The 14,010-nt window shown below is 72.7% G+C and carries 13 protein-coding genes and 1 tRNA gene; 8 read left to right on the top strand and 6 right to left on the bottom strand.

What is annotated here, in order from left to right:
- Positions 1-4 precede the first annotated feature (4 nt).
- Together GPA10_RS10450 and GPA10_RS10445 are read right to left on the bottom strand one after the other, a co-directional pair.
- Positions 5-910, bottom strand: coding sequence for a transketolase family protein (locus GPA10_RS10450; RefSeq protein ID WP_157165197.1), 906 nt, complete (start codon positions 908-910; stop codon positions 5-7).
- A gap of 147 nt (positions 911-1,057) precedes the next feature.
- Positions 1,058-1,774, bottom strand: a complete 717-nt coding sequence (locus GPA10_RS10445) for a thiamine pyrophosphate-dependent enzyme (RefSeq protein WP_058847312.1) — start codon at positions 1,772-1,774, stop codon at positions 1,058-1,060.
- A gap of 128 nt (positions 1,775-1,902) precedes the next feature.
- Here GPA10_RS10445 and GPA10_RS10440 point away from each other — a divergent pair.
- The 7 genes from GPA10_RS10440 (at position 1,903) to GPA10_RS10410 (ending at position 6,856) form a co-directional block, all read left to right on the top strand.
- A tRNA-Pro gene (locus GPA10_RS10440) sits at positions 1,903-1,976 on the top strand.
- A 454-nt stretch (positions 1,977-2,430) separates the two neighbouring features.
- Positions 2,431-3,048 (top strand): type 2 periplasmic-binding domain-containing protein, encoded by a 618-nt coding sequence (locus GPA10_RS10435; protein WP_246258974.1) that lies wholly within the window; start codon positions 2,431-2,433, stop codon positions 3,046-3,048.
- Positions 3,045-4,319: a DUF6421 family protein gene (locus tag GPA10_RS10430; RefSeq protein WP_343040628.1), complete on the top strand. Its 1,275-nt coding sequence runs from the start codon at positions 3,045-3,047 to the stop codon at positions 4,317-4,319. Before GPA10_RS10435 ends, GPA10_RS10430 begins: the two co-directional genes overlap by 4 nt.
- Before the next feature lie 71 nt (positions 4,320-4,390).
- Positions 4,391-4,825, top strand: coding sequence for a nuclear transport factor 2 family protein (locus GPA10_RS10425; RefSeq protein WP_198351558.1), 435 nt, complete (start codon positions 4,391-4,393; stop codon positions 4,823-4,825).
- Positions 4,822-5,838 carry a branched-chain amino acid transaminase gene (locus GPA10_RS10420; RefSeq protein WP_157165196.1) on the top strand — a complete coding sequence of 339 codons (1,017 nt, stop codon included), beginning with the start codon at positions 4,822-4,824 and terminating at the stop codon, positions 5,836-5,838. The genes GPA10_RS10425 and GPA10_RS10420 overlap by 4 nt, the downstream gene beginning before the upstream one ends.
- Complete coding sequence (locus GPA10_RS10415) at positions 5,835-6,542, top strand: AzlC family ABC transporter permease (RefSeq protein WP_157165195.1); 708 nt, start codon at positions 5,835-5,837, stop codon at positions 6,540-6,542. The genes GPA10_RS10420 and GPA10_RS10415 overlap by 4 nt, the downstream gene beginning before the upstream one ends.
- Positions 6,539-6,856: an AzlD domain-containing protein gene (locus GPA10_RS10410; RefSeq protein ID WP_157165194.1), complete on the top strand. Its 318-nt coding sequence runs from the start codon at positions 6,539-6,541 to the stop codon at positions 6,854-6,856. Before GPA10_RS10415 ends, GPA10_RS10410 begins: the two co-directional genes overlap by 4 nt.
- Here GPA10_RS10410 and GPA10_RS43620 read toward each other — a convergent pair.
- The 3 genes from GPA10_RS43620 to GPA10_RS10395 form a co-directional block, all read right to left on the bottom strand.
- Positions 6,828-10,136, bottom strand: coding sequence for a BTAD domain-containing putative transcriptional regulator (locus GPA10_RS43620; protein WP_157165193.1), 3,309 nt, complete (start codon positions 10,134-10,136; stop codon positions 6,828-6,830). The two genes, GPA10_RS10410 and GPA10_RS43620, sit on opposite strands and share 29 nt — an antisense overlap.
- 163 nt (positions 10,137-10,299) lie before the next feature.
- Positions 10,300-10,623 (bottom strand): nuclear transport factor 2 family protein, encoded by a 324-nt coding sequence (locus GPA10_RS10400; RefSeq protein WP_157165192.1) that lies wholly within the window; start codon positions 10,621-10,623, stop codon positions 10,300-10,302.
- 131 nt (positions 10,624-10,754) lie between these two features.
- Complete coding sequence (locus tag GPA10_RS10395) at positions 10,755-11,180, bottom strand: nuclear transport factor 2 family protein (RefSeq protein WP_058847304.1); 426 nt, start codon at positions 11,178-11,180, stop codon at positions 10,755-10,757.
- A gap of 193 nt (positions 11,181-11,373) precedes the next feature.
- Here GPA10_RS10395 and GPA10_RS10390 point away from each other — a divergent pair, with 193 nt between their 5' ends.
- A complete protein-coding gene (locus GPA10_RS10390; RefSeq protein WP_157165191.1) occupies positions 11,374-11,988 on the top strand; it encodes a hypothetical protein in 615 nt (204 codons plus the stop codon).
- Positions 11,989-12,229: 241 nt separating this feature from the next.
- Here GPA10_RS10390 and GPA10_RS10385 read toward each other — a convergent pair whose 3' ends face one another.
- A complete protein-coding gene (locus GPA10_RS10385) occupies positions 12,230-13,423 on the bottom strand; it encodes an IS701 family transposase (protein WP_157165275.1) in 1,194 nt (397 codons plus the stop codon).
- Positions 13,424-14,010 lie beyond the last annotated feature (587 nt).

The following is a 14,010-nucleotide window of genomic DNA, read 5'->3' as shown; positions in this document are numbered from 1 at the left end:
TCCCTCACCTCAGAAAGCGGCCGATCCGCTCGCGGAGGGACGCGGCGTCGAGGCCGTGCGCCCGCACATGCTCGTCCACCCGGCCGTAGCGGCGCAGCTCCCCGCGCCCGACGCCGAGGCCGAGCACCCGGTGCTCCACCTCGACGAGGGCATCGTTGGCCGCGGCCGTCGACGTACCGGCGAGATACGGCTCGACGAGCACGACGTCCGCCCTCGCGGCCCCGACCGCCCGCCGCAGCGCCGCCCCGTCGAAGGGCCGCACCGTCGTCGCGTACAGCACCGTCACATCGAGGCCCTCCGTCGCGGCGAGCACCTGGTCGAGCAGCGGCCCGACGGCGACGACGACACCGCGCCCGCCCTCCCGCACGGTCAGGAAGTGCTCGCCGTCCACCGGCATGGGCTCCGCGTTGGCCTGTACGGAGAGCCGCACGTACGCCTTGGTGTCGCTGCCGGTGCCGGGGGCGACGGCGTGCCGCAGCAGCGTCTCGGCCTCGTCCGGGTGGCCGGGCACGTACACCGACCAGTCCTCCAGGGTGTCCATCAGCGCCACGTCACCCGGCGACATATGGGTGAAGCCGCCCTCAGGCCAGTCGAAGGACGCCGCCGCGCTGACCAGGACACCGCCCAGACCCTGATGCCCGAAGTCCAGCTTGATCTGTTCGAAGGGCCGCTCCACGAGGAAGCTCGCGAAGGTGTGGACGACGGGCCGCAGCCCCGCGAGCGCGAGACCGGCGCCCGCGCCGACCAGCAGCTGCTCCCTGATGCCGACGTTGATCACCCGGTCGGGATGCGCGTGCGCCGACTCCTGGAAGGCGTCCTTGCCGATCTCGGCGAGCACGACGGCGACGCGGGGATCCTCGTCGAGAAGCCGTGCCATGACGGGGGCGAACCGGTCTCGCATGGTGTCCATGGGGTGTCCTTCCGGCGGGAGGAAAAGAAGAAGGGGGAGAGAAGGGAAGAAGAAGGGGAGACGGGGGAGCAGGCGAGGTGGGGGAAACAGACGGGGGAAACAGGCGAGGCAGGGGCGGGAGGAAGCGGCGAGCAGGGCGCTGCCGCGTTACTTCGGCTCCCCCGCGTACTCCTTCGACTCCACCCGCGCCACCACCACATGCGGCCGCCCGGCGTGCGGCGCCGTGAACGCCTCGTACAGCGCGGCGTGATCGCGTCCGTCGACGGTGCGCGCGGACCACCCGGCCGCCTCGAAGCGGGCGGCGATACCACCGGGCCTGGCGTAGCTGGCGGAGGCGTTGTCGATGACCAGGGTGTGGAGCTGTTCCAGACCGGCGGGCCCGGCGTAGGCGACGGCCTCGTGATTGCTGCCCTCGTCCATCTCGGCGTCCCCGACGAGCACCCACACCCGGGGGTCCGTGAGGCCCTGGGCCCGCAGGCCGAGTGCCGTGCCCACCGCGAGCGGAAGGCCGTGGCCGAGCGATCCGCTGCCGATCTCGGCGCCCGGTACGAGCACCCGGTCCGGGTGGTGGCCGAGCGGCGAGTCGTACGAGCCGAAGCCCTCCAGCCAGTCCACGGGCAGGAAGCCCTTGGCGGCGAGGACCGCGTAATAGGCCATCGGGCCGTGCCCCTTGGACAGCAGGAAGCGGTCGCGGGCCGGGTCGTCGACCCGTGCGGGGGTGACCCTCAGCACCTGGTCGTAGAGGACCCACAGCGCGTCGAGCGTGGATGTCGCCGCGGGGCCGTGCTTCTCGTCGCCCGTCATGCGGCTCATCAGATGGGGCAGGTCCGCGTAGGCGTAGGTGCGCTCCGTTGTCGTCGTCATGGCACCGAGCGTGCAACTTCAACCGGACTTGAGGTCAAGCGGCGGGAAGGCGTGAGCGATCACCGCCCCGAGTGCGGTATTGTTTCGGTGCGCGTTCGGCCAGGGGAAACCCCAGGTCATACGGGCAACGGGACGTGGCGCAGCTTGGTAGCGCACTTGACTGGGGGTCAAGGGGTCGCAGGTTCAAATCCTGTCGTCCCGACCGCTTCACAGCAGGTCGAAGCAGGTCGAAGGCCGCTTTCGCAGAGATGCGAGGGCGGCCTTTCGTGTTGCTCCGCCCTGGGCGCGGTCCCGCGCACCACCCGCCCCCGGAGTTCTGTGACCGCAGTCACATTTCGCAGGGGTCATTATGAGCCGGACCGTCGTCATGCGGTCGGCGTGACGCGATGCGGACGCCCCCCTTCCCCGGCATGGATAAAAGCGTCAGGGCTTTCACCCGGCCCGATGGCATTTGTCGCCGGATCCCCGGAAGGCCGAGCGAGCCGAAATGGCCAGACTGCGGAAATCCGCCCCTTGAACACCGGACGACCTGGTGGCGGCGGGTCGCCGCCGCCTAGGATCGCCGACGCGAACCTGCGCAGCGGCATGCCGTCCGGGCGCCGCCCCATCACTGTCCCATCCGGAGAATTTCTCGGGAAATTCAAGAGGGAGTGGAAATGTTCACGGGCGGATCGGTAAGTCTCGTATCGCTGTCGCCGGCACCCGCACCGACTCCTGCGTCCGCTCCGGCACCGTCGCCGACCGACGAAATCCGCTATCTGCACACCCTGGGCCCCACCGGCACCAACCTGGAGTCCGCGGCCCATCTGTGGTTCCGCAGACAGGGCCGCGCGGGCGAGGGCCGGGTCGTGCTGCACACCTCCCTCGAACAGGCCATGGGCAGCGTGCCGAGAACCGGCGAACACGCCCTGCTGGCCTGTGCCGTCTACCCCGAACTGCACACCCTCGTCTTCGGCAACCTGCTCACCTGCCGCATGGTGGACTGCTTCCTGTGGCCCACCCACGAGATGGTGTTCGCCGTGCCGCCGGGGGCGTCCGCCGAACCCCGCACCGTCGCCACCCATCCCGCCCCGGCCGGACTCGTGCCGGCCACGAGCACCCGCCGCCTTGTGACCAGCAACGCGCAGGCGGCCATCGACTGCGCCGAGGGCAGGGTCGAGGGCTGCGTCACCACCGTGGTCGCCGCCCGCGCCCACGGCCTGCGGGTCCTGCGCAGCTACGGCGAGGTGCCCATGGTCTTCACCGTCCACCACGTGCGGGAGGGCGACCGGTGAGCGGGCCGGAGACCGCGTACCGCCTCAAGGACGGACTGCTCGACGAGGCGGCCCGGCTCGGCCGCACCCTGATCCCGCGCGTCGACGCCTTCCGCGTCCGCCAGCGCGACGACGGGACGATCCCCGACCCGGACGACCGCGACCGGCGCGCCCTCGCCGCCCTCAAGGACGAGGCCGTCGCCTGGTTCGCCGCCCACGGCAGGAGCGCCCAGGCCGACGCGCTCGCCGCCGACACCGACGACTGGCTGGCCGCCGGGCTCGACACACCCCCGCACTTCGCCCGCAGCCGTGACGCGCTCACCGCGCCCGCCGACGGCGACTGGGCCGCGTTCCTCGCCCCCGTGCAGACCACCAACAGCGCCCCGCCGGTCGGCAGGCGCCTGGAGTTCTTCCTCGTACGCCGCAAAGAACCCGACGCGCTCCCCGAACTCGCCGTCCACTATCCGCACCCCAAGAACAACTGCCAGGCCACCGTGCTGCTCGCGGGCAGCACGGGGCTGCGCGAGGGCAACTGCATCGTCTTCTTCCCGGAGAATGTCGCCGCCCACGACAAGGTGCTCGAACAGAAGTACGCAATTTTCTTCTTCAATAAATTCCGCAGAATTCACGAGCGGTTCGCACTGCCGTCCGCGCAGGCCGTGCTCACCCCCGACAGCGTGCCCCAGGATTCGGCCGGACTCGATCCCGAGGTGTGTTATCAGGCCCGCTCCGTGTGGGGATATCTGCACGACTACTTCCACCACCAGGGCCGGTGGCCGCTCGACCGGCACGTGAAGCTCAAGATGAACTGGTTCATCGGCCTTCTCGAAGAGCTGAAGGTCGACGCCAGGACCGCGCTCGCCTGCCACACGGACACCCTCGTGCCCTACGCCGACGAGCAGATCGCGATGATCCTGCTGGAGCGGATGTTCCGGTACCCGCTCGACGCGCACGCCGTCCGCAACTTCGACGCGGGCACCGGGGTCTTCCTCTACTCCTGGCTGCGCGAGCACCGGGCGCTCGTGACCGACGGCGACGGTCTGCTGCGCCTTGACCGGGAGCGGGTCGTCGAAGCGCTCCAGGACTTGGTCGACGCGATCGAGGGTATGGAAGCGGCTGTCCGGACGCCCGCGGAGTACCGCACGGCGGCCAGGGAACTGGTGCGCACCCTGCTGCGCCCCGGCGCGGAAGGAGACCGCTACGCCTTCACCGACGACCAGCGAGCGCTCCTGCGCGCCCGGCAGCGGCTCGCCGCGCTGCCCCCGCTGCACTTCGCGCCCGCGGAGCTGTGAACCCGCGGAGCGGTGCACCCGCGGAGCTGTGAACCACGTCCCGCGCACCCCAGACCAGGAGACGAGCAGGCATGGCAAGCCTTGACCGGGCCACGATGGAAGCCGCCGTGCGGCAGTACTTCGAGGCGTGCAACAAAGTCGACCGCGACCTCTTCGCGCGCGTCCTGTCCGAGCAGGTCGTGCACTACCTCGCCCACGGCATGGCCGGGCCCGTGCACGGCATCGACCCGATCGTGGAGCGCTGGGGCGCCGACGTGCGCGCCAACTCCTCGTACTGGGCCGTGGACGCCGTCTACGCCGACGAGCACACCCGTGCCGCCGTCTGCGAGTGGACCGCCTTCAAGCCGCGCCTCGGCAAGGTGCTGCGCGGCACCGAGGTCTACCGCTTCGACGACGCGGGCCTGATCGACGAGGTCCGCATCTACTACGCGTCCCGCCGCGACGACACCGAGCCCGCCAACGAACTCGAAGGCTTCCCCTACGCCGAGCGCGGATTCGCCACATGACCGGGGCCGCCCCCGCCCCGGCGCCCACCGCCCCGCTGGCCGACCGGGACGGCGTCATCTGGCTCGACGGCGCCTTCGTCCCCTGGCGCGAGGCCCACCTGCACGTCCTCAGCCACGGACTGCACTACGGCGGCAGCGTCTTCGAGGGCGAACGGGTCTACGACGGCCGTGTCTTCAAGCTCCACGAACACAGCGAACGGCTCGTCGCGTCGGCCCGTCACATGGGCTACGGGCTGCCCTGGACCGCCGCCGAACTCGACGCCGCCACCCGCGAGGCCGTCGCCGCCGCCGGTCTCACCGACGGCTATGTACGGCCCGTCGCCTGGCGCGGCGGCGACACCCTGCGCCTGGCCGCCCCCGACGCCACCGTGCACGTGGCCGTCGCCGCCTGGCCCTGGCCGCGGGTCTTCGACGACGGGCCGCGCGGCATCGGCCTGCACACCTCGCGCTGGCGCCGCCCCGCCCCCGACACCGCACCCGTGCGCGCCAAGGCCGCCGCCCTGTACGCGCTCGGCGCCCTCGCCGGACAGGAGGCGGAGGCCGCGGGCCGCGACGACGCGCTGCTGCTCGACCACCGCGGGCGGCTCGCCGAGGCCACCGGCGCCAACCTGTTCCTCGTCATCGACGGCGACCTGCACACCCCGCCCCCCGACTGCGTCCTGGACGGCATCACCCGCCGCACCGTCATCGGCCTCGCCCGCGACCGGGGCCTCACCGTCGTCGAACGCCACCTCGACCCCGCCGAACTCGACCGCGCCACCGAGGTGTTCCTCACCGGCACGGCCTACGAGGTCCAGCCGGTCACATCCGTCGACGACCGCACCTTCCCGCTGGGCGAGGTGGGCGCCACGCTGGCCCGCGCGTACGCGGAACGGGTACGGGCCGCCGAAGACGGGACGGCGGACGATCCCCCTGATTCCGCTGACTCTCCTGACTCCCCTGACTCCCCTGATCCCGCCGAGCCGACTGCCGCGCCCGCCGCCTCCGCGGCCGGGCCGAGCGAGAGCGGATGACGGGGAGCGGGGCCGAGCGCGGGCGCCCCGCGGTGCCCGCCGACGCGCGCCGGGCCGCCTGGGTGGCGGGCGCCAGGGCGGCCGTGCCGTTCACGGTCGCCATCTTTGCGTTCGGGATCTCCTTCGGGGTGCTCGCCAAGGGCGCGGGCTTCGACGCGCTCGCCGCGACGTCGATGTCCGGTCTCGTCTTCGTCGGCTCCTCGCAGTTCGCGGCCGTCTCGGTGATCGTCAACGGTGGCGGCTGGGCGGCGGCGGCCGTCGCGGGAACGCTCCTGAACCTGCGCTACCTGGTGATGGGCTTCGCCATCCTGCCCGCGCTGCGCGGCGGCCGGGCCCGGCGTGCCGTCGAGTCCCAGCTCGTCATCGAGGAGTCCTGGGCCATCGCCAGCGACGCCGACGGCCGCTTCGACCGGGTGCGTCTGCTGTCCTCCGGGGTGGTGCTCTGGCTCGGCTGGGTCCTCGGCACCCTGCTCGGGGCGCTCGGCCCCTTCAAGGCCGTGGACATCCTCACCTACGGACTCGACGCCGTCTCACCGGTGCTGTTCTTCCTGCTGCTCGCGCCGCACCTCGGCACCGCGCGCAAGCGGACGGCCGCCGTCACCGCGGCCGGCTGCGCCGTGCTGCTCACGGCCGTAGCGGTGCCCGACACGGCCATCGCCGTGGCCTGCGTCGTCGCCGTCGTATGGACCTGGAGGGCCCGTTGAGCAGCGACCCGTGGATCGTCGTCGGCGCCCTGGTGGTGACCACGTTCCTCATCAAGGGCGCGGGTTCCCTGGTGATGGGCGACCGCGAACTGCCCGCCTGGTTCCCGCGGTTCGTGGAGTATCTGACGCCCGCGCTGCTCGCCGTCCTGGTGGTCACGCAGCTGGTGGGCTCGGCGGGCGCGCACGGCATGACCTTCGACGCCCGGATCGCGGGCTTCGCGGGGGCTCTGGTGGCCTGGCGTCTGAAGGCGCCCGTGCCGCTCGTCATCCTGGTGGCCGCGGCGGTCACGGCGGGGGTGCGGGCGCTGGGCTGACCCCGTCGGCCGCGGACCGCACGGCGGCGGCGACCTCCAGGGCCGCCGCGAGCCCCGGCTGGTACCCGCACGTGCGGTGCAGTCGTACGGACCGCTCCACGGTTCTCGCCGCCCTGCCGGGCTGGCCGAGGGCCAGCTGCACGCGGGCGAGTTCGGTGCGCGCCGCCCCTTCGGCGATCCGCAGCCCGGCCTGCCGCGCCGCGCCGAGGGCCCGCCGGGTGCAGGCGAGGGCCTCCCCGTAGTCGCCCTGCTCCCGGTGCACCGCGGCGAGCCCCACCGAGGCCTCGGACTCGGCCCGGCGGCAGCCCGTCGCGCGCGCCGCCCGCAGGGCCCGTTCGTGGTGGTCGAGCGCGCCCGGCGCGTCGTCGAGGCTCAGGAGCACCGTCCCGATCGTGTTGAGGGCGTCCGGCTCCACCAGGCGCCGCCGGGTGCGGTGGGTGACACCGAGGGCGTCCACGGCGTACTTGAGGGCGAGCCGCGGGTCGCCGCCGTCCCTGCACACCACCGCGAGGGCGTTGAGCGCGCCCTCGGCCGCGTACGTGGACAGCAGCCTGCCGTCGACGGCGAGCGCACGGGTGAGCAGGTGCTGAGCCTCGTCCGCCGCGCCGAGCGCGTGCCGGGCGCTGGCGAGACCCCACAGGGAGAGCATGACGGTGTGCTGGTCCGCGGAGCGGTCGGCGTGCTCCCGGGCCCGTGTGAAGTGCGCGAGGGCCGTCTCGACGCGGCCCTGGTCGAGGCGGACGGCGCCGAGCAGGAACAGCGCCCACGCCGCACCGGCGGGCTGCCCACCCTCCTCGTACAGCGCGAGGGCGCGTTCGGCGTCGTGGGCCGCCTGGTCGAGGGCGCCGTGCTCGCGGTGCGCGGCGGCGAGCCCGAGGACGCCGCCGGCCCGCTCCACGGGCGCCCCCGTGCGGGTGAACAGCGTCTCCGCGTGGGCGCTGTGCCACAGCGCCTCGTCGTGCCGGGCCAGCTCCCACAGGACGTAGCACAGGCTCCAGTGCATGACGGCCCGCGCGTGGTCGTCCCCCTCGGCCTCGGCGGCCCGCAGCCCGGCGCCCGCGACCCGCAGCCAGTCGGTGCGTCTGCCGTGCTCCATGAGGTGGCCGTGCAGGGCGAGGGCGAACTTCCAGGCGAAGGGGCGCGGACCGTGCCGGACGGCGTGCTGGGTGCAGGCGAGCAGCACCGGACGTTCGTCGTCGAGCCAGGCGAGGGCGTCGGCGGGGCCGCGGAAGACGAGGGGCGCCGTGGGGGAGCCGTCCGGTTCCGGCGGGTCGGCCGCGTACCAGGAGTAGAAGGTCCCGTACAGCAGATGGGCGGCCCGCTCGGCGGTCGCGAGGCACCATGTGAGCAGCCGCTCGACGGCCTGTTCACGCAGCTCGGCGGTGTCCTCCGCCTCGGCCCGCTCACGGGCGAAGAGAGCGACGAGGGCGTGCAGGTGGAACCGGCCGGGGTGGGGCGTCTCCAGGAGGTTGCGGGAGACGAGCTGGTCCAGGAGCCGGGCGGTCGCGGGCAGCGCGGCCCCGGCGAGGGCGGCGGCGGCCGGGGCGGAGATCTCGGGCCCCGGCGCGAGGGCGAGCAGCCGCAGCAGGTTCCGCTCGGGCGTGGGCAGGGACCGGTAGGAGAGCGCGAGGACGCTGCGCACACCGGTGTGCGCGTCGTGGTCGAGGGTGAGCGTGTCGAGGCCTTCGGCGCCGCGCAGCTGCCGTACGACCTCCGCGATCGGCGGGTTGCGGTCGCCGATGAGGTGGGCGGCGACGATCCGTACGGCCAGCGGGAGCAGTCCGCACCGCCGGACGGCCTCGGCGGCCGCCTCCGGCTCGTGCCGCACCCGGTCCGCGCCGATGACGCGGGCGAGCAGCGCGAGGGCCTCCTCCTCGCCGAACACGGCGAGGCTCACCCGGTGGGCGTCGTGGAAGGCGGTCAGGCCCCGCAGGTCGTAGCGGCTGGTGACGACGACGAAGCAGGTGGGCGACCCGGGCAGGAGCGGCCGCACCTGCTCCAGGCCGGCCGCGTCGTCCAGGAGGATCAGCATGCGCTTGCCCGCGAGCAGCGAGCGGTACAGCGCGGCCTTCTCGTCGGTGTTCTCGGGCAGGTGCGCGGTGGAGACGCCGAGGGCGCGCAGGAGCTGGCCCAGGGCCTCGTCGGCGGTGGTCGGGGGCGCCGGGTCGTGGCCGCGCAGGTTCGCGTAGAGCTGGCCGTCGGGGAAGCGGTCGGCCACGCGGTGCATCCAGTGCACGGCGAGCGCGGTCTTGCCGACGCCCGCCATGCCGGAGACGGAGGAGATCACCAGGGTCTGTCCCGGGCCGGTCTCGTGCTGCGCGAGGAGCGCGTCGAGCTGGCGCAGATAGTCGGCGCGGCCGGTGAAGCTGGCGATGTCGGGCGGGAGCTGGCGGGGCACGGGGCGGACGGGAGGCAGGGGAGCGGCGGCGGGCGCGCGGTCGGCGGCCGGGCCCGGGGCACCGGTGAGGTCGGGGTCCCCGACGAGGACGCGCTGGTGGAGTTCCTTGATGCGGCGACCGGGCTCGATGCCCACCTCGTCGTCGAGGAGCTGGTAGAAGTCGCGGTACGTGGCGAGGGCGTCGGCCTGGCGCCCGGAGCGGTGCAGCGCCAGCATCAGCTGGCAGCGCAGCCGTTCGCGCAGCGGGAACTCGGCGACCAGGGCGGTCAGTTCGGCCACCGACTCCTCGTACCGTCCGAGTTCGACGAGGGCGTCGAGACGGTCCTCGCGGGCCACCAGGCGCAGCTCGCCCAGGCGTTCCGCCTCGGCGAGGGCGAAGCTGCGGTCGCTCACCCCTTCGAGGGCGGGACCCGTCCACAGGGCCAGGGCCTCGTCGAGGTGGGCGACCACGGAGCCGGTGTCGCCGTCGACGGCTGCCTTGCGGGCCCGGTCGGTGAGGTGCACGAAGCGCAGGGCGTCGATCTGGTCGTCGGTGACCTCCAGGGTGTAACTGGTGTTGCTGCGGGCCCCGGCGCTGAGGAGGACCTCGAAGCCGGAGGTGGCCCGCCGGCCCGGCTCCAGGATGCGGCGCAGATGCAGGACGTGGGTGCGCAGCGCGCTGACCGCCCCGTCGGGGGTGTCGCCCTCCCACAGGAGCTCGGCGAGCCGGGAGGTGCTCACGGGGTGGCCGCGGGCGAGCGCGAGGGCGGCGAGCAGTGCGCGCTGCTGCGGCCCGAGGCCGACATGGCGGCCCCGGACCTCCACGCTCACCGGGCCGAGGAGGCGGATGCGCACCGATTCCTTCGGTGCCTGCTCCACCTCGGGCCCCGGGGTGCGGCTCACGCGATTCCCCTTACGCCCCTTGCTTCCCTGTCCCCTGGTGCGTCCCCTGGTTTCCGGTCCCGTCGGCGCCCGTACTCCTCGTGTCCCTCGGCCGTTCGCGCCGCCGTCTTCCTCGTGTCTGCCCGTTCTGGCTCTCCTTAGCGATGCGGTGGCGTACGCGGGCTCAGGCGGGGCCGGTGGCGAAGCGGCGGATGATGCCGCCGGACACCGAGAACTCCCAGGCGGTGTCGATGTCGCCCCAGATGTCGTTGTGAAAGCGGGCCTGCACGGACAGACCGTCCTGGGACTCCTCCACCACCTCCATGCGCGCGTGGGACGAGAACAGCTCTCGCTCCACCCACGCGCCTGTGTCGCGTTCGGTTCCGACATCGATGACGGTGGCGTCCTCGGCGAGGACGTTCCACAGCGCTTGCGGGTCCTGGGCGTTGACGGCGTCCACGAAGGCGCGTACCGCCGGGTGGGACGGCGTGCCGTCACGGGGGGTCATCGTTCGTGCCTCTCCTGGTGTCCTGTGTCCTGAGCCCTGTCGGGTGGCGGGTGGTGGATTTCAGGGGGTCGCGGGAACCGCGGGGATCGCGGGAAGTGCGGGGGTGAGGCCGCTCAGGGGGCGGCGGGCGCTCAGGCGTCGTTGACGGCGCGGTGCAGCGCGTAGGTGTCCTCGAAGAGGTGGTAGCGCGTGACCTGGCCGCCGACGACGGTGAGATGGGCGGCGAAGGGGGTGGTCAGCGGCTTTCCGTTGGCCTTGACGGTGTCGCGGAGGTGGCCGAGGATCACGCCCTGCTCGCCGTCGACGACTATGTGCGTGACGGTGAACTCCTCGGGCTGCAAGTACTCGTGCAGTTCGGTGAAGAACGCCATGACCCCCGACTGCCCGGACCGGTTGCCCGACCACGGCACGTCCGGAGAGCCGGGAGCGACCCACTCCACCGACTCCGAGAACAGCCGCACCGCGCCGTCCAGATCCCGTTCCTCGAGCCGGTTCAGATAGGCGTCGATCACCTGTCTGGTGGCCTCGGCGGCTCCCGCGGGGGACTGAGTGGACATCTCACCAACTCCTCGTCACGTGCCGGGCTTGGTCGTGGAGTTCCAGTGTGGTGCGCCTGTGGCGGCGAGCGTAAGCCAGATGCCCCATTCCCGCCACGAGTTGGCTGTCCCCGGCGGTTACGGGTATGGCGCCGGAGCAGGGGTGGTACTCGAAAACTTGCGCGTGGCGCCAATGTGGTGCAACGATGGCGCCATGGAACTCGCGCGGTACGTCGACAGCCTGCGCCAGGAGCTCTCGGGCGTGGTGGAGACGGGGGACGAGGCGACACGGGAACTCGCCGCACGCCTGGTCACGCCGCTGTCGTCCGCCGTCCGTCTCACGCTCCTCGACGCCCTGTCGGCCGCCGCCGACGAGATCACCCAGGAGCTGAGTCCGGGCGCGGTCGAGATCCGGCTGCGGGGTCTCGACCCGACCTTCGTCGTGACGCTGCCCACGCCGGAGCAGCGACCCGACGAGGACCTGCCGCACGACATGTCCCACCCGCCGCACGCACGGAACGGAATGGCGCCATCCATGGCGCCACTGACGCCAGTCACGACGGCCGAGGAGGGAAGCACGTCGGCCACGGAAGGGGGCGCGCCGACCAAGGAGGAGAGCGCCCCCTCGCGCATCAACTTCCGGCCGCCCGAGCATTTGAAGGCGCGTATCGAGGCGGCCGCCGGGCGGGAGCGACTCTCGGTCAACGCCTGGCTGGTCCGCTCGGTGTCGGGACTGCTCGACGCGCACGAACACGACCACCGTCCGGAGCGCCGCGCCCCCCGCGGCACCCCGGGCAGCTCCCAGAGCTTCACGGGCTGGGTGACCTAGGGGTGACCCGGGGGGCACCCGTCCGATGCCCCCGTCCCGAGCTTCGGGCCGGCTGTGCCGACGCACGCCGGTACCGATCCCGCGGCCCCGGAAACCGACCTCCCCCGGCGGTTTCCGGGGCCGCACCCTTTTCCGTACTCCGCTTCTTAGGGATTCCCGCTCCGCGTGTCCGGCTTTTCCGCGCCTTGTTCCCGGCGCGTCACGGATGTCCGTATGACGGGAACAGGTGCGGTTGTTCCTGTTACGGGACCAGGTGCAGTTGTTCCTGGGTTCGCCGGGGCACGGGCGCGGGACAGCAGGGCAAATGCCGTGGAACGGGGCGGTGCGTCAAGCGCTGGTAGGTGTAGGCCGCCGAGACGAGCGTCATGTGGTGGTACCAGCCGGGAAAGGAACGGCCCTCGAAGTCGAGCAGGCCGAAGTGCCGCTCCATGCCCGCCACCGCGGTGGTGGTGCCCGCGCGATGGGTGGCCAGCGAGGCAACGTTGTCGAGTCGTCGGTGGGTCAGGCTGGTGATCCACATGGTTCCCGGACGGCCTTCCGGAAGGGCTTCGGTGAAGAGCCGGTAGGGATATTCCGGGGTGGCGCCCGGCCGCGCGCCGGGCAGCCGTACGAGGACGGACCGGGCGTGGGTGTGCTGCTGCCTCCCGTCCGGCGCGGTGACGAGCACCGGCTCGGTGTTGCCGGAGGAGATGTGGCTCCGCGCGCTCACCGGTTCGGGGGCGCCGGGCGTCCGTTCGCCGACGGGCAGCACCTTCAGATGCTGGGGCACGGCGACGACGAAGTCCCGGGCGCGCTGGCTGAGGCCGCGCAGGAACAGGCTCACGTCCGGGTCGTCGCTCATGTCCGCGACGACGGGCGCGGCGGTTCTCGCGGTCCGGGCCTGCAACGTGTCGACGAGGTCCAGGGCCTGCGCCCACAGCGGGCGGTGGCCGACGCCGTCGGGGATGCGGGCGCGGCGGCGCAGTTGGGGGTCCTCGGTCCAGGGCGCGGGAAGCAGCAGCCGCCAGTCGACGGGGACCTGTAGGGAGCCGATGCCGAGGAAGGCGCCGAGCCCGAGCTGGCAGTTGAGCGTACGCCCCGACGCGGGGTCGAAGTAGCGGTGCACGCCCACCGAGCGGTCGCCGCGCTTGGGCAGGACCGCGCGGCCGATCGCCCAGGTGGCGGCGGGTCCGTGGCCCTCGGCCCAGCGCGTCAGCTCGTGCATGACCGGGTCCCAGTCCCACGGGCTCAGGCTCACGAACTGGCGCAGGGACTGCACCGCGGTGGGAGAGGGGGAGACCGCGCCGGCGAGCCTGCGCACGGACTTCTTGCCGGGAGTGATGAGCAGCCCCGCCAGATAGGCCCCCGCCCAGCGGCGCTGGTCCGCCCGGCGCAGGTTCTGGAAGACCTGATCGGTGAAGGCACTGAAGGGGGACGCGAGACGGGTCTCGGGCAGCTCGGTCTCCTGCACCCCGCTGACCGGAGTCGATATGGGCAATGCGCAGGGCACAACCATGCTGCGATCCCTTCCGGACGTCCCTGGCGGCGGCTGCCGAGCGTCGAGTCTAGGATCCGCGAGCGCGTCGCACCATCTTGCGGCGGGTGTGACCGGTGTGGCAACCACGTCAGCAAACAGCGCCCGCGCGCGCGTGCGCGACGGGCGTGCGGCAGCCACGTCCGGGTGCCCGCGGGCGCCCTCCGGTGCTGGCCGCGGGGGTGCGGGCGGGTCCCGGCCGGGCGGTGCGCGGGGTGTCGGCCGGGTGGTGGCGTGGGTAAGTCCGCACGAGTGCCGCAAGGCTTCCGCTTCCGGTGGCGGCCGCCGACGGAACCTCCCGTTCCGCCCGTAAGGGCCGAACTTCCGTCCCTGTACGTCGACTTGTCCCGACGGCTTGTCACGGCGCCTCGCCGAGCCTCCGGCGAACCGCCCAAGTGATGTGTCTCATACTGGCGTTAAGGGTCCGTATGGAAAACAATGGTGCTCTTTGGACGCCCGAGGATTCCGCTATTGGCCCGCCAATGGCGGCGGTCGCCGCCGGGCCCGGC

The sequence above is a fragment of the Streptomyces typhae genome, from assembly GCF_009755605.1.
GTDB lineage: Bacteria > Actinomycetota > Actinomycetes > Streptomycetales > Streptomycetaceae > Streptomyces > Streptomyces typhae.
This window is presented reverse-complemented; position numbering and strand designations above follow the sequence as displayed.

What these genes read in the sequence shown, in the direction of transcription:
- GPA10_RS10450 (WP_157165197.1), bottom strand. Translation starts at nt 910, where the DNA reads ATGGACACCATGCGAGACCGGTTCGCCCCCGTCATGGCACGGCTTCTC.
- GPA10_RS10445 (WP_058847312.1), bottom strand. Translation starts at nt 1,774, where the DNA reads ATGACGACGACAACGGAGCGCACCTACGCCTACGCGGACCTGCCCCAT.
- GPA10_RS10435 (WP_246258974.1), top strand. Translation starts at nt 2,431, where the DNA reads ATGTTCACGGGCGGATCGGTAAGTCTCGTATCGCTGTCGCCGGCACCC.
- GPA10_RS10425 (WP_198351558.1), top strand. Translation starts at nt 4,391, where the DNA reads ATGGCAAGCCTTGACCGGGCCACGATGGAAGCCGCCGTGCGGCAGTAC.
- GPA10_RS10420 (WP_157165196.1), top strand. Translation starts at nt 4,822, where the DNA reads ATGACCGGGGCCGCCCCCGCCCCGGCGCCCACCGCCCCGCTGGCCGAC.
- GPA10_RS10415 (WP_157165195.1), top strand. Translation starts at nt 5,835, where the DNA reads ATGACGGGGAGCGGGGCCGAGCGCGGGCGCCCCGCGGTGCCCGCCGAC.
- GPA10_RS10400 (WP_157165192.1), bottom strand. Translation starts at nt 10,623, where the DNA reads ATGACCCCCCGTGACGGCACGCCGTCCCACCCGGCGGTACGCGCCTTC.
- GPA10_RS10395 (WP_058847304.1), bottom strand. Translation starts at nt 11,180, where the DNA reads ATGTCCACTCAGTCCCCCGCGGGAGCCGCCGAGGCCACCAGACAGGTG.
- GPA10_RS10390 (WP_157165191.1), top strand. Translation starts at nt 11,374, where the DNA reads ATGGAACTCGCGCGGTACGTCGACAGCCTGCGCCAGGAGCTCTCGGGC.